General features: G+C 66.7%; 19 protein-coding genes. 14 read left to right on the forward strand and 5 right to left on the reverse strand.

Annotated features, from left to right (window positions below; all coding sequences use genetic code 11):
• Positions 1–5: 5 nt before the first annotated feature.
• Positions 6–1,199: an ABC transporter ATP-binding protein gene (locus NMQ09_RS14390; protein ID WP_255191272.1), complete on the forward strand. Its 1,194-nt coding sequence runs from the start codon at positions 6–8 to the stop codon at positions 1,197–1,199.
• Between the two features lie 156 nt (positions 1,200–1,355).
• Entirely contained in the window at positions 1,356–2,426 is a 1,071-nt protein-coding gene (locus tag NMQ09_RS14395) for a Gfo/Idh/MocA family protein (RefSeq protein ID WP_255191273.1), read from the forward strand.
• On the opposite strand, the gene NMQ09_RS14400 is transcribed toward NMQ09_RS14395, so the two are convergent.
• Positions 2,427–2,876, reverse strand: a complete 450-nt coding sequence (locus tag NMQ09_RS14400) for a universal stress protein (RefSeq protein ID WP_255191274.1) — start codon at positions 2,874–2,876, stop codon at positions 2,427–2,429.
• 104 nt (positions 2,877–2,980) lie between these two features.
• Between NMQ09_RS14400 and NMQ09_RS14405 the strand changes: the two genes are divergently transcribed.
• Complete coding sequence (locus tag NMQ09_RS14405; RefSeq protein WP_255191275.1) at positions 2,981–3,436, forward strand: universal stress protein; 456 nt, start codon at positions 2,981–2,983, stop codon at positions 3,434–3,436.
• A 1-nt stretch (position 3,437) separates the two neighbouring features.
• Here NMQ09_RS14405 and NMQ09_RS14410 read toward each other — a convergent pair whose 3' ends face one another.
• The gene (locus NMQ09_RS14410) at positions 3,438–6,224 is read right to left on the reverse strand and encodes a cation-translocating P-type ATPase (protein ID WP_255191276.1); all 2,787 of its coding nucleotides are present in this window, start codon (positions 6,222–6,224) and stop codon (positions 3,438–3,440) included.
• Positions 6,225–6,424: 200 nt separating this feature from the next.
• Between NMQ09_RS14410 and NMQ09_RS14415 the strand changes: the two genes are divergently transcribed.
• From NMQ09_RS14415 to NMQ09_RS14445, 7 genes are all read left to right on the forward strand, one after another.
• Positions 6,425–8,152, forward strand: coding sequence for a CBS domain-containing protein (locus NMQ09_RS14415; protein ID WP_255191277.1), 1,728 nt, complete (start codon positions 6,425–6,427; stop codon positions 8,150–8,152).
• Positions 8,153–8,280: 128 nt separating this feature from the next.
• Positions 8,281–8,772, forward strand: a complete 492-nt coding sequence (locus tag NMQ09_RS14420) for a GNAT family N-acetyltransferase (protein ID WP_255191278.1) — start codon at positions 8,281–8,283, stop codon at positions 8,770–8,772.
• Positions 8,773–8,853: 81 nt separating this feature from the next.
• Positions 8,854–9,900 carry a DNA-methyltransferase gene (locus tag NMQ09_RS14425; protein ID WP_255191279.1) on the forward strand — a complete coding sequence of 349 codons (1,047 nt, stop codon included), beginning with the start codon at positions 8,854–8,856 and terminating at the stop codon, positions 9,898–9,900.
• Between the two features lie 152 nt (positions 9,901–10,052).
• Positions 10,053–10,934 (forward strand): hypothetical protein, encoded by an 882-nt coding sequence (locus NMQ09_RS14430; protein WP_255191280.1) that lies wholly within the window; start codon positions 10,053–10,055, stop codon positions 10,932–10,934.
• Positions 10,931–11,398, forward strand: a complete 468-nt coding sequence (locus NMQ09_RS14435) for a hypothetical protein (RefSeq protein WP_255191281.1) — start codon at positions 10,931–10,933, stop codon at positions 11,396–11,398. The genes NMQ09_RS14430 and NMQ09_RS14435 overlap by 4 nt, the downstream gene beginning before the upstream one ends.
• 54 nt (positions 11,399–11,452) lie before the next feature.
• On the forward strand, positions 11,453–12,187 hold the full coding sequence (locus NMQ09_RS14440) for a hypothetical protein (RefSeq protein WP_255191282.1): 735 nt from the start codon (positions 11,453–11,455) through the stop codon (positions 12,185–12,187).
• A gap of 13 nt (positions 12,188–12,200) precedes the next feature.
• Positions 12,201–13,094: a hypothetical protein gene (locus NMQ09_RS14445; RefSeq protein WP_255191283.1), complete on the forward strand. Its 894-nt coding sequence runs from the start codon at positions 12,201–12,203 to the stop codon at positions 13,092–13,094.
• A gap of 10 nt (positions 13,095–13,104) precedes the next feature.
• Here the strand turns inward: NMQ09_RS14445 and purM are convergent, their stop codons facing one another.
• The gene (gene purM / locus NMQ09_RS14450; protein WP_255191284.1) at positions 13,105–14,103 is read right to left on the reverse strand and encodes a phosphoribosylformylglycinamidine cyclo-ligase; all 999 of its coding nucleotides are present in this window, start codon (positions 14,101–14,103) and stop codon (positions 13,105–13,107) included.
• A gap of 96 nt (positions 14,104–14,199) precedes the next feature.
• Between purM and NMQ09_RS14455 the strand changes: the two genes are divergently transcribed.
• From NMQ09_RS14455 to NMQ09_RS14465, 3 genes are all read left to right on the forward strand, one after another.
• Entirely contained in the window at positions 14,200–14,565 is a 366-nt protein-coding gene (locus tag NMQ09_RS14455) for a hypothetical protein (protein ID WP_255191285.1), read from the forward strand.
• 9 nt (positions 14,566–14,574) lie between these two features.
• On the forward strand, positions 14,575–14,802 hold the full coding sequence (locus NMQ09_RS14460; protein ID WP_255191286.1) for a hypothetical protein: 228 nt from the start codon (positions 14,575–14,577) through the stop codon (positions 14,800–14,802).
• A gap of 540 nt (positions 14,803–15,342) precedes the next feature.
• Positions 15,343–16,683: a transposase gene (locus NMQ09_RS14465; protein WP_255191287.1), complete on the forward strand. Its 1,341-nt coding sequence runs from the start codon at positions 15,343–15,345 to the stop codon at positions 16,681–16,683.
• Between the two features lie 197 nt (positions 16,684–16,880).
• Here the strand turns inward: NMQ09_RS14465 and NMQ09_RS14470 are convergent, their stop codons facing one another.
• Positions 16,881–18,194 carry a cytochrome P450 gene (locus tag NMQ09_RS14470; RefSeq protein ID WP_255191288.1) on the reverse strand — a complete coding sequence of 438 codons (1,314 nt, stop codon included), beginning with the start codon at positions 18,192–18,194 and terminating at the stop codon, positions 16,881–16,883.
• Between the two features lie 90 nt (positions 18,195–18,284).
• Here NMQ09_RS14470 and NMQ09_RS14475 point away from each other — a divergent pair, with 90 nt between their 5' ends.
• Positions 18,285–18,926 (forward strand): helix-turn-helix domain-containing protein, encoded by a 642-nt coding sequence (locus NMQ09_RS14475; RefSeq protein ID WP_255191289.1) that lies wholly within the window; start codon positions 18,285–18,287, stop codon positions 18,924–18,926.
• A gap of 26 nt (positions 18,927–18,952) precedes the next feature.
• Here NMQ09_RS14475 and NMQ09_RS14480 read toward each other — a convergent pair whose 3' ends face one another.
• Entirely contained in the window at positions 18,953–19,510 is a 558-nt protein-coding gene (locus NMQ09_RS14480; RefSeq protein WP_255191290.1) for an OsmC family protein, read from the reverse strand.
• Positions 19,511–19,599: the final 89 nt, after the last annotated feature.

Genomic DNA, 19,599 nt, shown 5'->3' on the forward strand with positions numbered 1-19,599 from the left:
CACCAATGGCACGAGTACGACTCGAGAACGTCACGAAACGCTACGAAGACATTACCGCGGTCGACGACGTGAGCCTCGAGGTCGAGGACGGCGAGTTCGTCACCTTCGTCGGTCCCTCGGGGTGTGGCAAGTCGACCACGATGGAGACCGTCGCGGGGCTGACGAAGCCGAGCGATGGGCAGGTGTACATCGGCGACGACGACGTCACCACCCTCGCCCCCAAGGACAGAGGCGTCGCGATGGTCTTCCAGAACATCGCGCTGTTCCCGCACATGGACGTCTACGAGAACATCTCCTTCGGCCTCCGGCTGCGCAAGTACGACGACGAGGAAGTCAGGCGTCGCGTCGAGCGAGCGGCCGAGATCGTCCAGCTCGAGGGAATGCTCGAGCGGATGCCGGACGAGCTCTCGGGCGGCCAACGCCAGCGGGTGGCGATCGCCAGGGCGATCGTCCGCGACCCGGACGTCTTCCTGATGGACGAGCCGCTGGCGAATCTGGACGCGAAGCTGCGCGTCCACATGCGAACCGAGCTCCAGCGGCTCCACCGCGAGCTCGGGACGACGATCATCTACGTCACGCACGACCAGGCCGAGGCGATGACGATGTCGAACCGGATCGCGGTGTTGAACAAGGGGAAGCTCCAGCAGATCGCCCCGCCGCTTACGTGCTACAACGAGCCGACCAACCTGTTCGTCGCGGGCTTCATCGGTTCGCCGTCGATGAACTTCGTCGAGGGCGAGGTCGTCGAGGACGGCTTAGAGACGAAGAACTTCGACGTCGCGCTCGAGCCTGACGTGATTCCCGGCGCGAGCGTGGGTGACGCGGTCACCCTCGGGGTCCGCCCCGAGGACGTTCACCTGGCGGAGTTCGCCGACACGCTCGCCGATCCGACCGACCTGATCGACGCCCGGACCGACGTGATCGAGCCGATGGGCGACGAGATCTTCGTCTACCTCATGCTCGCCGAGGACGAGACGCGGACGATGGACGAGGACGTGACGACCTCGCCCGACCAGCTGTTGATGAGCGTCACCTCCGACACCGACCTCGAGGCCGACCAGTCCGTCGACGTCGTGCTCGACCGGTCGAACGTCCACCTGTTCGATACCGAATCCGGCGACGCCCTCGTCCACGGACTCGTCGACCTCGAGCGAACCGAACCGGACACTGGGCGGACCCAGACCGAGGCGGATAGCTAGACGAGCCGTTCGAACCCGTTTTCGCCCCGCCAGCGAGCCGCGTTCGCCGATGGAACGAAGCCCCTCGAGCCCGTAGGATCGACGTATTCACTCCGACCGTCACGTCACCCCGCCGAACCGCCTCGAGACCACCGCCACGACACCTCGCTACGCCAGATGACGAGAGATCGAACCGACGTCAGAACCGGCATCGTTGGCCTCGGAAATATCGGCCAGTACCACGCCGAACGCCTCCTCGACCTCGGCGTGGAGCTGGTCGGTGGCATGGACGTCGCCGACGACGCCCGACGCTCCTTCGCCAGACGGTACGGCGTCGACGTCTACGACGACCACGACGAGCTGTACGACGACGTCGACGCCGTCATCGTCACGACGCCGAACCGGTTCCACGAGGAGTACGCCGTCGACGCCTTCGACCGCGACCTCCACGTCCTGCTCGAGAAACCGCTCGCCCACGACCTCGAGAGCGCCGAACGGATCGCTGCCGCGGCGGCGGCGTCGGACGCCACCTGCATGGTCGGCTTCAACAACCGCTTTTCCAACGCCGTCCGAATCGTCAGGAACCGGATCCAGCGTGGTGACCTCGGCCGCGTAACGCACCTCGAGGCCAACTACGTCCGCCGGCGAGGCGTCCCCGGCCGCGGCTCGTGGTTCACCCGCCGGGCGATCGCCGGCGGCGGCGCCCTCATCGACCTGGGCGTCCACGCGATCGACCTCGCGCTCTACTTACTCGAGTATCCCGACGTCCTCGAGGTCGCCGGCGTCACGCGCTCTGAGTTCGGCCCTCGCGAGAACTACGCCTACCTCGAGATGTGGGGCGAGGACGCCGGGCCGGAAGGGTTCGACGTCGACGACTCCGCGAGCGCGTTCGTCCGCTGTGCCGGCAACCGGTCGATCTCGCTCGAGGTCGCCTGGGCGACTAACCGCCCATCGAACCACGAGTTCGTCGTCCACGGCACCGAGGCCGCTGCCCGCTTCGACCTGCTCGAGAACGACCTCACGATCCACGCCGCCGGGACGGGTGGATCCGACCACCTCGAGGACACGACGGTGACGACCCGCCAGAACGACACCCACTCGGACGAACAGCGGGCCTTCTTCGACGCCATCGTGGCCGGCCGCGACGTCGGCGAGAGCGTCGAGCACGCGCTGGCCGTCCAGCGAATCATCGACGCGATCTATCGCTCGAGCGACGCGGAACGAACCGTTTCACTCACCGACGAGTGACTACGCGCCGGCGGCCGTCTGCTCGCCGATCTCGAGTTGCCGGACGGTCAGCACCGGGACGGGAGCGGTTCGGACCACTTTTTCGGCGACGCTGCCCAGTAAGAGCCGGTTCTCGCCGTGGCGACCCCGGGTGCCGGTGACGACGAGGTCGGCGTCGACCTCGCGGGCGTACGCACAGATCTCGGGGGCAGGGTGCCCCTCACGCACCGCGGTCGTGATCCCCGCGCCGGTTCGCTCCCGGACCGTTGCCAGGGCGCTCTCGGCGTTGGTCTCGAGGGCGACCTCGAGTTCGTCGCGGAGCTGTTCGGGTGAGGCGTCGACTTCGCCGGCGTCGACGACCGAGAGCGCGTGCACGTCGGCGTCGAATCGGGAGGCGAGGTCGAGGCCGACGTCGACGGCCCGGCTAACGCTCTTCGAACCGTCAGTTGCGACGACGACCGTATCGAACATGGCCGGAGGTTGCGCGCGAGACGGCATAAACACCCCCGAAAGTTCGGCCCGTCGGTCGCGTCTCGGGAGGTGCTTTTTTGACGACTGCGCACACACCACCGAACATGGACGTCAGCGAGCCGTTTACGGTCGACATGGTTCTCGCGCCGGTCGACGGGAGCGAGGAGTCCGCCACCGCAGTCGAGTACGCCGTCGCCGTCGCCGAGCGCTACGACGCGTCGGTCCACGCGCTGTACGTCCTCGGACGCGGCGTCGTCAAAGGAATGAACGCGGGGACCGTCGACGAGAACGACGTCGCCGAAACCGCCCGGGAGTTCCTCGGCGACGTCGAGGCCGTCACGACCGAGGCGGACGTCCCGCTATCGACCTCGATGACCCAGGGCTTCTCGGAGACGCGCAAGACCCGCCACCCCGGAAGCGTCGTCCTCGACGCCGCCGAATCCATCGGCGCCGACTTCATCGTGCTCCCGCGAGAGCCGGACGACACCTCGCCGGACGTGCTCGAGCACGCCGCCGAGTACGTCCTCGCGTACGCGAGCCAGCCGGTTCTCTCGGTATAGATCAGTACCGGTCGAAGTACCGATCCTGCACCTTCACGAAGATCGCCATCAGCAGGGCGAACGCGACCGCGGCGACGCCGATCTGGGCCCAGTGGACGACCTCGAGCGGTTCGACGTCGAACAGCAGCTGGCCCGTCGGCGTGTAGAGCACGAGCAGCTGGAGCGTGACCGCGACGGCGACGGCGGTCACGAGCCACGGATTCGAGAAGAGACCGAGGCCGTATCGGAACCGGATCGCCTGAATACGGACGATCTCGAAGACGACGAATCCCGTGAACACCATCGTCTGGGCGAGCTCCCGGCTCGGCTCGTAGGCGGGTTCCCAGCCGAGTACCGCGCCCGTGACGTCGTACCCCGGGAGCACCTCGCCGTAGAAGTTGAGGGTGAACAGCGGGAGCAGGCAAATCGTCATGAAGATCGCGATGCCGACGATGGAGGCCACGATCCGTTTCGTGATCACGCCCTCCCCGGGTGGTCGTGGATCGCGGTCCATGACGTCCTCGGCTGCGGGATCGACGCCCATCGTGAGCGCGGGGATGCCGTCGGTGACGACGTTGATCCAGAGGATCTGAATCGGCGTGATGACGAGCCCGAGGCCGGCCATCGTCCCCGTGAAGATCATCGTCACCTCGCCACCGTTCCCCGACAGGAGGTAGTTGACGAACTTGCGGACGTTGTCGAAGATCCGCCGGCCGCCGTGAACCGCGTCGCGGATCGTGGCGAAGTTGTCGTCGAGTAAGACGATGTCCGAGGCCTGTTCGGTGACGTCGGTCCCGCGAATCCCCATCGCGACGCCGACGTCGGCGTTCTTTACGGCGGGCGCGTCGTTCACCCCGTCGCCGGTCATCGCCACCGTGTGTCCTTTCGCCTGGAGCATCTGGAGGATCCGCGTCTTGTGTTCGGGCGAGGTGCGGGCGAAGACGTCCACCTCCTCGACGACGTCGGCGAGCTCCTCGTCGCTCATCTCCTCGAGTTCGGGTCCCGTCACCACCCGCGGCGAGTCGATGCCGACCTCGCGGCCGATCGCCCGGGCGGTGACGGCGTTGTCGCCGGTGATCATGACGACGTCGATGCCGGCGCGGTGGCAGGCCTCGATCGCCCCTGGAACCTCGGGACGGGGCGGGTCGAGCATCCCCTGAAGGCCGATGAACACCATCTCTTCTTCGAGCTCCTCGGTCGCTTCGTCGGGCGCGTCGGGCCGGTAGGCGAAGCCCATCACCCGGAGGGCGTTCTCGGCGAACGACTCGTTCTGGGCGTAGATCTCCTCGCGGCGTTCGTCGGTCAGCTCGCTGATCTCGCCGTCGACGAGCTCCCGGTCACAGCGCTCGACGACGACCTCGGGCGCGCCTTTCATGTACGCGACCCGGTCGCCGTCGGGCGTCTCGTGGAGCGTCGTCATCCGCTTTCGGTCGGAGGTAAAGTCGACCTCGCCGATCCGGGGGTACGCCTCGTCGAGTTCCTCGTGGTCGAAGCCACCTTTCTGCGCGGCGACGAACAGCGCGATCTCGGTGGGGTCGCCGAGGTAGGTCCGCTCGGCCTCGCCGCTTTCATCCTCGTCGTCTCGTTCACGCGTCCCGATGTCGACGTTGTTACACAGCATCCCACAGCGCAGCAGTTCGGCCACGCGATCGTCGTCGACCGGCTCGCCGTCGGCGAGGAACTCGCCGTCGGTTTCGTAGCCGGTGCCGGTCACCTCGTAGCTCTCGCGGTTGGCGAACACGCGCGTGACGGTCATCTCCTCTTCGGTGAGCGTCCCGGTCTTGTCGGTGCAGATGACGTCAACCGAGCCCAGCGCCTCGACGATCGGCAGCCGGCGTACCAGCGCGTTCTTCTCGGCCATCCGCCGCGCGCCGAGCGCGAGCGAGAGCGTGACGACCGCGGGCAGGCCCTCGGGAACGGCGGAGACGGCGATGCCGACCGCCGTCAGAAAGACCTGCAGCGCCGGCGTGTCGCCGACGACGTACTCGGTGAGCGCGATCACCGAGACGATGCCGATCACACCCAGCGCGATGAGCTTGCCGAGGCGGTCCATCTCCGCCTGGAACGGGGTGTCACGCTCTTCGGCTTCCTCGAGCGCGGTCGCGATCTGGCCGATCTCGCTTTCGGGGCCGGTCTCAACGACGATCGCGGTGCCGGAGCCGCGCTCGACGACCGTGTCCTTGTAGAGCATGTTCGTCCGCTCGGCCAGCGACGTCTCCGCGTCGACGACGCCGACGTCCTTCGAGACGCCGACACTCTCGCCCGTCAGGGCTGCCTCGTCGGTTCGCAGGTTCGACTCTTCGATGATCCGGGCGTCGGCGGGAACGATGTCACCCGACTCGACGAAAATGACGTCGCCGGGAACGACCGTTCTGGCGTCGATCTCCGTCTTCTCGCCGTCGCGCCTGACGAGCGCGTAGGTCGTCGACATCTCTTTGAGCGCCTGAATGCTCTGCTCGGCGCGGTAGTCCTGGAGAAAGCCGAATACGGTGATGAACACGACCACGCCCGCGATGACGCCGGCGTCGATCGTGTGGCCGACGGCGGCCATCACCACCGCGGCCACGATCAGCACCCAGATGAGCGCGGGCTTGTACTGGTCGATGAAGATCGAAAGCGGCGAAATTCCCTCCTCGGCTTCGATCTCGTTCGGGCCGTCGCGCTCGAGGCGCGCGCGTGCGTCGTCCGTCTCGAGCCCGTCCGCCGAGGCGTCGAGTTCCTCGTAGACGTCCTCGACCTCTCTGGCGTGCCAGTTATCGGTCGTCGACGGCTCGGCGTCGGGCCGCGCGGACGCGTCTGTCCTCGACACAGGAGCTACGTCTCGCCCCTCGGTTGTAAACTCCTGGTGAGAATTTATCACATACTATCAACGATCGCGACGGTTCCCGAACACGCCTCGAGCCTCCCGTCCGCGGCGACGGGCGTCGATCGGCTCGAACGGGGTCGTCTCCCAACCCGACCGGTTCGAAAGCCGAAAAGTCCTATGTCCAGGCCCCCGAAGCGGCCGCCATGACGGGATCGACGGACCTCGAGGACCTCCGCGGTGCCGAGATGACCGACGCCGAGATCGACGCCTTCCTCACCGAGCAGGGGACGGGCGTGCTCTCGCTCGCCGACGGTGGCCACGCCTACGCCGTTCCGATTTCGTTCGGCTACGAGACCGGCCGTGCCGTCTTCTCGTTCTGGCAGTTCGGCGCCGACAGTCGAAAGCTCGCCTTCGCCGAGGCGACGGAGACGGCCTGTCTCGCCGTCTACGACGTCGAGTCTCGGTCGCGGTGGCGAAGCGTCCTCGCGTTCGGCGAACTCGAGGAACTCCCCACCGACCGGTGGACGGACCTCGGCGAACTGCTCGAGGCGAACGCGTGGTCCCCCGACGTGACGCCGATCGGCGCCCGGCAGCTGTCGATCGTCGGCTACGAACTCGAGATCGAAGCCGCGAGCGGTCTCCGGGGAAGCGACGACGATTCCCCCACGACGTGGGAACGACCCCAAAGGGAATTAACCTGCGACCGCCAACGATCTCACATGAAAGTCACCGAGGTCATCGACGAGGGGTTCGAGACGGTCGACGACGCCACGCCGGTCTCGAAGCTCCGCAGCGCGTTCGAGGACACCGACCGAAAAGCGCTGCTGATCACGAGCGATGGCGAGTTCGACGGGATCGTCACCCGACGTGACGTCCTCTCCTCGCACCAGCCGTCTCAGCGGAAGGCGAAGTCGCTCGTCCGTCCCGTTCCGACGATCGACCGCCACGAGGACCTCCGCGAGGCCGCCCGGCTCATGGTCGGCGGTGACACCCGCATCCTCCCCGTCCTCGAGGGCGACGACCTGACCGGCGTCGTCAGGGCCGACGACCTCCTCGAGCACGTCCAGTCGTACCTGTCGGTGCTCTCGGCGGCGGACGTCGCCAGCACGGACGTCGTCTCGGTCGACCCCGAGACCAGCCTCGGGAAGGCGCTCGCGACGTTCCGCACCGAACGCATCGAGCACCTTCCCGTCGTCGCCGCCGAGGACGGCGAGAACGTCGTCGGCATCGTCAGCCTCTACGACGTCCTCGAGTTCGTCACCCGAGAGCTCCAGCGCTCCCAGGGTGGCGACCCCAGCGAGGACATGGACGCGAGCACGGGCGGCCACCACGGCGGCCTCGGCGCCCGGGAGGGCGAGAGCGAGGCCATGCTCGAGCTCCCGGTCCGAAACGTGATGGTCGACGCGGTCGGGACGACGACCGCCGACGCCGACCTCAACGACGTGCTCGAGGGGATGTTCGAGTTCGGGGCCTCCTCGGCGGTCGTCGTCGACGACGACGGCGCGCTCGAAGGGATCGTCACCAAGACCGACCTGCTCGAGTCGCTCACCTGGACCGACGAAGGGCACCTCCCCGTCCAGGTGTTCGGCGTCGACCTGATGGAGGAGCTGACCCGCGAGGAGATCGCCCAGCGCATCGAGAACGCCGCCCGGAAGTACCGCGACATGCGGGTTCTCGAGGCGAAGGTCCACTTCCACGAACACGACGAGACCCTGCGCGGGATGGCGCTGGTGCTCGCCCGGATTCGGCTCTACACGGACAAGGGGCTGTTCGTCGCCTCCGGCGAGGGCTACGGCGACCGCCACGCGTTCTCGCTCGCGCTGAACGCGGTCGAACGCCAGGTCCTCGAGGGCAAGACCTACGGTCAGAGCAAGAAGACGGCCGACGGCGAGGAACTCGCGAAGATCTACGGCTGGTGGCTGAGCGAGTGATCGCGTCCGGGACGTGACGCGTCGTCCGCACACCCCGCGTGGCGACGGACGATCCGGATCCCGGTTCGATCCGCCTTCGTCATGATCACCGGCATCTATTATCCGGTAGCTCCTCAGCGGGGACAGCTATGGACATCCGTCCGCTCCCTGCCGAGGAGCGCGCCGTTCGCCGCTACGTCGAAGCGCTCTGGCTCCCCTACCACCGCGAACTCGAGGCGGTCGTCGACCGCCACTCGCTCGCCGAGGACGTCGACCTCGTCGCACTGGAGGTCGAGTTCCGGCTCGACCAGCTCGACTCGGAGCGTCACGAGATCTGGATTGCGATCGACGGCGACGGCGAATTCGCCGGCTTCGTCACGATCGAGGTCGACGAATCGCCGCCCGTCTTCGACGGCCCCGACGAACTGCTCGTCGGTGACGTCTACGTTCGCGAGCCGTACCGCGCCACCGGTCTCGCCCGCGAGCTGATCGATCGGGCCGGGGACCGGGCACGCGAACTGGGGTGTGCGGCGCTCACCCTCGAGGTCGACGCCGACAACGACCGTGCCTTCGGCTTCTACGACAAACTCGGCTTCGAGCCGTCCCGTCACCGGCTGGTGGCCCCCCTGGACGACCCGTGATCACGTCCGGGTCCGGATCGACGCGAGCGCGGCGAGCCGGTGACGAAGGAGCTAAGGGGCCGACGCCGACACTGTGGAGCCATGGAGACGTCCCACCGCGTCATCGTCGGCGACTCGAGGGAGCTTGAGGCGGTCGCCGACGACTCGGTCGAACTCGTCGTCACGTCGCCGCCGTACCCGATGATCGACCTGTGGGACAACCTCTTCGTCGAGCTCGATCCCGCCGTCGGCGACGCGCTCGAGGCCGGCGACGGACGGACGGCGTTCGAGGCGATGCACGCCCAGCTCGATCGCGTCTGGGACGAGGTCGCCCGGGTCCTCGTCGATGGCGGCATCGCCTGTATCAACGTGGGCGACGCGACACGGAGCGTCGGCGGGAGCTTCCGCGTCTACCCGAACCACGCCCGGATCGTCGACGCGTTCGAGCGCCGGGGCTTCGACCCGCTGCCGGACGTCCTCTGGCGCAAACCCGCCAACAGCGCCGCGAAGTTCATGGGCAGCGGGATGATCCCGCCGAACGCCTACGTCACTTTAGAGCACGAGTACATCCTCGTCTTTCGCAACGGCGGGACGTCTCGGCAGTTCGAGGCCGGCGCGGACTGCCGGTACGAGGCGGCGTACTTCTGGGAGGAGCGCAACCGCTGGTTCACGGACGTCTGGACCGACGTGCAGGGCGAACTCCAGGCGCTCGAGGGAGACGATCTCCGGGAACGCTCGGCGGCGTACCCGCTCGAGATTCCCTACCGGCTCACCTGCATGTACTCAGTGTACGGCGACACCGTGCTCGACCCGTTCTGGGGGACCGGGACGACCACGCTCGCGGCGATGTGCGCCGGCCGGAACTCGGTGGGCTGTGAACTCACCGAGGAGTTCGTTTCGGTGTTCGACGACCGCGTCGCGGAACTCGAGGCGCTCTCGAACCGGATCGCCGACACGAGACTCACGGATCATCGGGAATTCGTGGCTCGACGCCGAGAGCGCGGGAAGGAGCTCCGCTATACGGCCGAACACTACGACGTCCCCGTCGTGACGAAGATGGAGCGCCAGCTTCGGCTCTACGCCGTCGACGCCGTCTCCCCCCTCGAAACTGGGGACGGCTACCGACTCGAGCACGTGCCCGTCAAATAGCCGCTCTTGAGGGTCGGCAGTCGAACGACCGTGAGTGTAGCACACGCAAGCCCAACGGCCACACAGGCGTACGTCCTATGCTCGAGTGGTTTTAGCACATGGGATCGAGATCGAACGATCGCACCGACGACGAACGTGTCGATTCCGGCCGAGTGGAACGTCGTGACGACCCGTTCGGCGAGGGATCGACAACCTCGCAACAACTTGTTACCGACGGCGGCGAGGACGACGAAGGTGGCAACGAGAACGAATCGGAGGAAGCAGCGAGTGACGAAACGGAAGCAGAAGAAGATGAAGCTGAGGCCGAGGAAGCAGAAGAAGATGAAGCTGAGGCCGAGGAAGCAGAAGAAGATGAAGCTGAGGCCGAGGAAGCAGAAGAAGATGAAGCTGAGGCCGAGGAAGCAGAAAAAGAAGAAGAAGCGGTCGAAACTGAAGGCGAAGAGGCCGAGGAAGCAGACGAAAGTGAGGAGGAGATCGAAGCTGAAGGTGAAGAAGCGGAAGCCGAAGAATCCGAACTTGTCCACCTCGACCTCGAGGGGCTGTTTCTCAACGTTCTGGGGCTTGAGGTTGACCTGAACGAGGTCGTCCTAGACGTGTCGGCGCGTCCGGGATCGAATCGGCTCCTCGGCAACCTGCTGTCGGCGGTGTCCGGCCTGCTCGACAGCGGGCCCGGGTCGCTTCTGAGTAGTCTCGGGAGCGGCATCAGCGGCACCCTCAATCGCGTCCTGGGGAGCGTCAAGACGGCGCTGACGACCGTCGTGCCGTTCGTCGGCGGCGGTGCAGACGCCGAGGATGACGCGGACGCAGACGCCGACGACGACAGTGGGGGGTACCTCCCCTCGATCGGCGGCTGGATCCGCAGCGGGGTGACGCGCCTGCTCGCGGCCCTCCCGCTCGAGCAGGTGATCGCGCAGATCGTGCGAACGACGCTCGAGGTGTTACTCGAGCGAACCGAGAAGGAGCCGGAGGACGTCCCGGGCGTGGACGAGGCCCTGCCCGAGGAAGCCGGCGCGCAAGCGGAGGCCCAGTCATGAGCGAGGAGTCGCTCGTCCAGCGGATCGACTACGAGGAGATCGCCGACAACGTCGACGTCGACGAGCTACTCGAGGGCACCCAGTGGGAAGGCAAGTTCGAGGACGACGGCCACCTCGGGGCGACGATCGGCGGCATCGTCGGCGAGGTCGTCGGTCGGGCGATCGGCGAGGCAATCGGGCAGACGGTCGGCGATCTGCTGATCGAGGAGCTCTTCGGCGACGAAGCCGACGAGGAGGAAGCGGAGGAAGAAGCGGAGGAGGACGCCGAAGACGAGGCCGACGCGGAGGAGGCCGAAACGGACGAGGACGAAGGCGACGAAGCCGACGAGGAGGAAGCCGAGGACGCGGCGGCCGAGGAAACCGACGACGGCGACTCGAGCGAGGAGGAGGAGACTGAATCGAGCGACGGGGGGAACGGCGAGAGCGAAGAGACGGCCGACGACGAAGCCGACGGTTCGGGGTGACACGATGGTCGGACTCCCGAACGCCGATCGGCTCGACGGCTCGAGGTGGGGCGCGTGAGCGACGACGCCGGTCTGTCCGGGACCGTCGTCGAGGCGGTGAACGACCAGCTCGACGTCGAGGAGTTGCTCGGAGACGGCAGTCTCGAGGACCAGCTCGACGCGCAGGCGATCGGGGCGGCCGTCGGTCGCGAGTTCGGCGCCTCCGTCGGCCGACAGCTGGGAGAGACGATCGGTCGGGAAGTCCACGAGACCGTCTCAGAGGGGATCGAACGGGGGAAGGACCTTCGCGAGATCGGCGACGACGTGAAGACGGCGACGGCCGGCGCGGTGGTGACCGGACTCGCCGACCTCGACGGTCGCGATTCGCTCGTCTCCCTGCTCCGGTCGGTCGGGGACGAGGGCGGAGTCGGCGACCGGCTGGCCGACGCGATTCCGTCCGAACCGCTCGAGGACGAGGAGGGCGCGGAGGTGTCCGAAGGCGAGGACGAGGACGAGGATGCGGTGGAAGCCGAGGAAGACGAGGCTGCACCCGAGGAGGACGAGGAACCGGAAGCCGAAGCCGACGAAGAACCGGACGTCGAGGCGGTCGACGCCGGGAACGGAGCCGGTGACGTGGAAGTCGAAGAACTCGAGGAACTCCGCCGGGAGACACTCGAGGACTTCCTCGAACTGATGTCCTACCGCGACCTGCAGTCGGTGGCCAAGGACGTGGGCGTGAAGGCGAATCTCAGCCGCGAGGAGATGACCGATCGAATCGTCGAGCAGGTGTCGACGGGCGAGGCGACGTGAGCTCGAGGTGACCATGACCGAGAAACTCCACGACCGCGTGACCGAACTGCTCGAGGCAGCCGACCGTGGCGTCGACTCGCTGCCGCCGCTCGAGGAGACGTCCGAAGGAGACGGCTACGACGCACTGGAAGCGGCGGACGGCATTCCGGAGGCGGCCGAAGACGCCAGGGCACTGCTCTCGACGACGGATTCTCGTGAGCTGCTCGAGGCGCTCGGCCTCGCAGAGCTGCCGGACGGGAGCGAGTCGGGGACGATCCCCGAAGCGATCGCGGGCGGCGATCCGGAGCACGTCGCCGACCTCCGGGTCCTCCTGAAACTCGCCCGTGTGGCCGAGGCCGACCACGACGGCCAGGACCTCGAGGCGGCGCTCGAGTCGCTCCGGGACGTCGTCGAGTCCCGCGACGAGGCGGCGGATCGAGGTGACGGCGACCGAACCGGGGCCGACGCGGAAACGGCCGAGGACGCCGACGAGCGGGCGGAAGACGAAGCGGCGGGAGACGAGACCGATGCCGAGACGGACGTCGAGTCGGAAGACGAATCGGCGGACGAATCCGACGACGACGGTCTCGAGTCGGAGCTCCGCTCGACGGTCGGTGACGCGCTCGAGGGGTTCGGGGACGACGTCCGGGACGTCCGAGATCGGCTCGAGGCGGCGACGGCCGACGAGGGCGAAGGTGAAGACGAGGGGGCGGTCGGGGAGGAAGAGGAGACGGCCGGCGAAGACGAGGACGCGGGAGACGAGACCGACGAATCGGCGGACGAAGACGACGAATCGATGTTGGACGCGTTCGACTCCGGCGACACCGCCTCGGGGCCGCCGACGATGTACTCGACGATGGCGCCGCCGCCGTCGGAGCGGGCGGACATGCGACGCCGGACCGGCTACTCGACGATGCCGGACCGGTAGGCGGGCACCGTCAGGACAGCGAGAGCCCGCGAATCTCGACCGAGTCACCCTCCTCGACGCGGCCGATCACCTGCCCGTCGACGTCGGTGGCGAACGCCTCGGCCCGGTCGGCGGGGAGGGCGACCACGAAGCCGGTGCCCATGTTGAACGTCCGGTGCATCTCCTCGTCGGAGACGTTCCCCTCCTCCTGGATAAACTCGAAGATCGGGTGGGCTGGCAGCGGATCGTCGATCACGTAGTGGCGCTCGCCCATCCGGAGCAGGTTCGTGAAGCCGCCGCCCGTGACGTGGGCCGCGGCGTGAACGCCGTGGTCGCGCATCGGCTCGAGCAGGGCCGTGTAGATCCGCGTCGGCGCGAGCAGTTCCTCGCCGATCGTGCGCTCGGGGTTGAGCGGGAACGGATCGGTGTACTCGTGATTTTGCGTCGCGGCCTCGCGGGCCAGCGTCAGTCCGTTCGAGTGGATGCCGTTCGAGGGGACGCCGACGAGGGCGTCGCCGACTTCGGCCTCGCCGTCGATCAACTCGTCTTTCTCGGCGAGTCCCGCACAGGTCCCCGCCAGGTCGAAGCCGTTGATGACCTCGGGCATGACCGCCGTCTCTCCGCCGAGGAGCGTGAGGTCGGCCTGCTCGAGTCCCACGGCCAGCCCCTCGCCGATCTCGGCAGTGAGGTCGTCGTCGGGTTCGTCGATCGCGAGGTAGTCGACGAACGCGACCGGAGTGACGCCGGCGGCGACGAGGTCGTTGACGTTCATCGCGATGCAGTCGATGCCGATCGTCGAGAAGTCCGAAATCGCCTCGGCGACGAGGAGTTTGGTCCCGACGCCGTCGGTCGCCAATGCGAGGTAGCGATCGCCGATGTCGAGCAGCCCGGCGTACTCCGTCGTGAGGCCGCTGCCGAACGCCTCGAGCAGTGCTGCTGTGGCGTCCTCGCTGGCCTCGATGTCCACGCCCGTCTCGGCGTAGGTGAGTCCCTCCGACTCGTCGGTCGCCTCCTCCGCGTTCTCGGTCATGTCTGAACGACCAGTCGGGGCGAGCAAAAGGACACCGGTCCGTACTCGAGTCGGTCCGCCACCGCACTCCCGTTCCCATCGACGCGACGTCGGTTGATGGGAACGGGAACCGACGGCCCGACCGTCGGACTCGTCGTCAACCCGGACGGCGGCGCGAGCGTCAGCGACAACTACGCGAAGCGCCGGACCGGCGAGTGCGTCCTCGCGGGCCCCGAACTCGCCGCCGATCCCGTCGAGGCGCTCGTGATGCCCGACCGGGCCTCGATCGGCCAGCGGCTCGCGTCGGCGCTCGAGGACGAGCCCGAGCGTCCTGTGGGCGTGCTTGAGCAGCCGGTGACGGGAACGGCCGACGACACGGTCGCCGGGGCCGCGGCGGCGCTGCTCGCCACGGGGGCGGTCGATCCGACCGAGACGACCGTCCGCCACGGGACGGTCCGGGCGACGATCGGGTCGGGTGCATAAACGGAGACGATGACCGGACTGGCGACGATGGGGATCCTCGACCGGCCGTTCATCGGCACCCGGGCGATCCTCGACGCGAGCGAGTTCGTCGGCGCCGCCGTCTCGCGGGCGTTCCCGGCAGAGAGCAGTCTCTCGGGCGTCGCCGGCGGCCTCCTCCCGACCCGGCCGGACGACCCCGGCGGCGTCGGCCTCCGGTTCGGCCCCCGGGCGAGTGCGACCGTCGGGTCCGGGCGATAACGGTCCCTGGCGTCGTCTCCGAACTCGGGGTCGACGAGGGGCGACGGCTCGAGGCCGGCGACTCCTTCCCGTTCGAGGTCGAGCGGGGCGTCATCACCGCCGACGGCGAGCGCGAACGGGAGGTCTCGAACGCGACGGTCACGTTCGAGGTCCGCGACGAAGGGCCGCGGATCGTGGACGTCGAGGCCGTCTTCGAGGCGGCGGCCGACGCGAACGTCGTCGCCGCGGACCGGTCTCGGCCCCGTTAGAACAGTTGCGTAACGGTCACAGCGTACACCGATTCACAGCTCGGACAGACGACGTGGCCGTTCGACTCGTTCTCGGCGTCGCTGTGCGATAGTCGTTCTCCACAGTCACACTCGAGTCGGATTTCCAGACACATGTGTTTCTCTGACTTGCCACCCCCCGGCGTGGCGAGGGAACGTCGTGGGATACTCAAAGTCTATCAGCGGTCAAGGCAGAGTACCACGGGTCACCTGACCCGTGGGTGAATGCCGACAAATCACTACACTTACAACGATTCACGACAATTTATTGACGATGCAAGATGCAGGACTGACCCAGACGCTTTCTTTTGGATTAACCATCCAAACGGGTAGTCCTGACAACTTGTACGAAGGGTGTCTCGAAGCCCGACGAGTTCGCAACGAAGTCAACCGCCTCGACCGTGAGGGATGGGACTGGGACGACATCCACGACACCGTAGTGGATAACGCCAACCTCGTGAAAAACACGACTCAACTCCTCGTCCAGAAAGCACTGGGTGAGATAGAGACGTACCACGACCACAAAGACAACGAGTGGGGCCGACCGTTTCCCTACATTGACGAGACGTATCCAATGCGGATGAATCACAACGAAGGATACGCCCTCACTGTAGATGATTCGGGAGATGTTCGCTTCAGAGTCAGTTACAAACCGTACAACCACGTCAAAGGCGTACTTCGCGGTAGTCCCAACCACCTCGAACGAGTCAAGAACGCTCTTAACTCTGACTCGTGGAGAGTGGGCGTAGCTGAACTCGTGTATAAACACGACGAATGGCGAGTACACGTCACAGTCACCCACAAGACACGCACCGTAGCGTCTCCAGACTACGCAGAGACAGTAGTTGGTGTGGACATTAACGAGGACTGCGTGGCACTCACCGCGCTGAATAGAGCTACTGGTGACGTACTCGATTCAGTCGTCATCGAGTACCCCGACATCAAACGAGTTCGCCACGAGTTTTTCACCAAACGGAAGCGGATGCAGAAAGTCGGACAATCCGCGTTCGAGAACGTGGTCCAAACCGAAGAACAAGACTTCGTTCACGACCAACTCCATAAAGTATCGCGCGACGTAACACGATGGGTTTCGCAATTCAACGAACCGGTAATCGTCTTTGAAGACCTCAAAGACATGCGAGACTCAATCGATTACGGCACGCGAATGAACCGGCGCTTGCACTCCTTGCCGTTCGCCGCACTCCGAGATATGGTGACGTACAAAGCCGCTTGGGGTGGAATCCCCTCAGACGATGTTGACCCGGCGTACACGAGTCAACGCTGTCCGCGAACGGAATGCTTGCACACCGAGCGAGCGAATCGGCGTTGGAAGCGGTTCAAATGTATGGAGTGCGACTTCCAAGACCACGCTGACCGGAAAGCAGCGGTTTGTGTGGCGCAAGAATGGTTCCACGAGCAGAATGAGAATGTGCCGTCTCTCGAAACCCTTCCAAGTGTTCGGAAGGTGAGACGGACGGCATCGGGCCTGTGTGAAGAGGCCGACTCTCACGGAGCAGTTTTCGCTTCGGGTGTTTACCGACACGGAAAGTCGGCGCGAGACTCGCAGAGTCAAGCGCGAGAGGAATTAAAGACCGTTGCCCCGACTACAGGGTAGACACGGACGCCACGGGTCACCCGACCCGTGGTACTTCACGTACACCCTGGGCGAACGTTCCCCTGCCCCCACTCGGGGAGTTATCACGGAGGAACTGTGCTTTGGACGGGACGGTTCCTCCGTGTGCACACTTCGTCGTGTGCGACTGTCGGTTCTACTGACTGGATAATCAAGATTCGGATCAACGTGCCTCTCGATCACCGACCAACGCGTAGCCACACGGGGCCGTCGGGACGACACGTGAGCGCGGGCGTCGGCGTCAACTCCGTCTCGGGCGTCGCCTCGAGTCGGACCGACCGAAGGATCGTCGCGACGGCGAGTCGAAGCTCGAGCAGCGCGAACCGGCGGCCGATACACTGGCGCTCCCCGCCGCCGAACGGGAAGTAGGCGAACGCCGGTCGGTCCTCGCGTCGCTCGGGTTCGAACCGCTCGGGTCGGAACGCGAGCGGGTCGTCGTAGTAGCGGTCGCTGCGGTGGATCGACCACTGGGGGAGGACGACGCGGGTGTCCGCGGGCACCTCGTAGCCGGCGACCGTATCGGGCTCGACCGTTCGCCGGTGGAGCATGTACGCCGGCGGGTAGAGCCGGAGCGCCTCGCTGATCGCGCGGTCGGTGTGTGGCAGGGCCGTCCCCGGCGTGAGCTCGGCCGGCTCGCGAACCTCCGCCACTACCCGATCCAGTTCGTCGGGGTGGGTCGCGAGGAGTCCAAGCGTGTACGTCAGGGCGATCGCGGTCGTCTCGTGGCCGGCCAGCAGCATGGTCACGAGGTGATCGCGGACCTCGCGATCGGTGATTGATCCGGCCTCCCCGGCCGACAGCAGCGCCGAACACAGGTCGGGTCGATCGCCGTCGCTCGCGTCTCCGGACCGTCGCCGGCGGAGGATCGCCCCGACGACGTCGTCGAGTTCGCCGATCGCGCGCCGGTACCGCCGGTTTGCCGGCGTCGGCACCCACAGCGGGAGCTCCATCGGCACGCTCGAGGGCTCGAACCGCCGCGCGATGGCCGTCGCGGCGCCGGCGATCACCCCCGTCTCCTCGACGTCGTCGACGCCGAACATCGTCTTCGCGACGATCGAGAGCGTGAGCCGGGTCGCCGCCTCGTGGACGTCGATCCGTTCACCGTCCGTCCAGCCCTCGACCAGCCGCCGGCTCCGCTCGAGCATGACCTGTGCGTACGCCTCGAGTCGCCCCGGGTAGAACGCGGGCTGGACGTGCTCGCGCCCCCGTTCCCAGGTGTCGCCGTGGGACGTGAGCAGGCCGTCCCCGAGCAGTTCCCCGAGGACGTCGCGTTCGCGGGGGTCCTTTCGGTATCGGTCCGATCGATCGACCAGCGCCCGTTCGACCAGGTCGGCGTCGGCGTAACAGACGAACGAGAGCCCGGGGATCGAGACGCGGAACACCGGACCGTGGGTCTTCGGCGCCTCCTCCATGAACCGAAACGGGTCGCGTCGAACCTCGAGCGCGCTGCCGAGCAGGGGGAGTCGATCCGTGGTTGGAACGTTCCCAGCCATGTCTCCACGTACGCCCGAGCCACGACTGGTTCTGCTGCCGGTCTGGACCGGCGATTTAACTTCTATCCCGACGAAATCGGTCGCGACGAGATGGAGTACGCCAGGCTCCGAATCGAACTACCGTCCGTCGAGACGCCGGTCACGACGCTCGCCGCGACCGACGGCGTCGGGGCGATCTACCTGCTGGCGGGTGGGGTCGCAGACACCGACACGCCGACGTACACGCTCTCGATCGAGGCCCCGGCCGAGACCGTCCGGGAGGTGCTCGAGGCCGACCCCGACGTCCGCTCGTGGGAGCTCTCGAGCGTCGAGTCGGGCGTCGTCTACGCCTACGTCCGGTTTCGAGCCCCGCCGGGGATCGCCGAGATCCGAGAGCGGTTCACCCGGGACAGCCTCGTGGTGGTGCTCCCCGCGACGTTTCGCGCCGACGGCGTCGAGCTCACCGTCGTCGGGACGGGGTCGGATCTCTCGCGGGCCGTCGAGTCGCTTCCACCGTCTCTCGAGATCACCGTCCTCGAGATCGGTACCTACCGCGACGGCGTCCACCGCGGGCGCTCACTGACCGACCGTCAGCGGGAGGTCCTCGCCGTCGCCCACGAACTGGGCTACTACGAGCAGCCGAGCGAGACGAGCCACGAGGAGATCGCCGACGTCCTCGACTGTGCCCCCAGCACGGTCGGCGAACACCTGCGGAAGGCCGAGAAACGGCTGGTGAGCGACGTGTTCGACTGATCGCTCGGGGTCGTCGAGTGACCCGCTTACGAGGACCGCTCCACGGCCAGTTCGGTTTTCACCGGAACCTCGTTCGCGACGATATCGATCAGCGGGGAGGTCGCCTCGACCCGTTCTTTGAGTTCGTCGAGTTGGTCCTCGGAGGCGTCCGTCTCGAGGTGCGTGGTGCACGTCACCTCGTTGTAGCCGGGGCGGGTGTCCTCGTCGATTCCGAGGAAGCCCCGGAGATCGACGTCGCCTTCCAGTTCGAACCGGAGGTCGTCGAGCTCGATGTCCATCGCCGCGGCGTGTGCCGCGTAACCGACGCTCAGACACGATCCGAGCGCCGCGAGCAGCAGTTCGACGGCGTTCGGTGCGGTTCGCTCGCCGAGGATCTGCTCCGGTTCGTCGCCCTCGACGCGGAACTCCTCCGTTCGAATTCGCTCCCCGGCCTGGTCGAACTCGTCGATCGAGGTTACGCACTTCAGCCCGTCGGTCCACTCGGTTTCGGCGAAAAACCGGAACTGACCGACGTCCGGGTTCTCCGTGATCGCGTCGATCGCGTCGCCCAGCTGCTGTACGTCTACGCCGTTTTTCACTGACATGATAGGTTCCTCCGGCGAACGTCGGACGAACGCACACTCGGCGTCCGCTCTGGGGTTCGCCAGCCCGTCAGTCGGTACGTCCGCCAAAG

Origin of the sequence: Natronobeatus ordinarius (genome assembly GCF_024362485.1) — an archaeon.
GTDB lineage: Archaea > Halobacteriota > Halobacteria > Halobacteriales > Natrialbaceae > Natronobeatus > Natronobeatus ordinarius.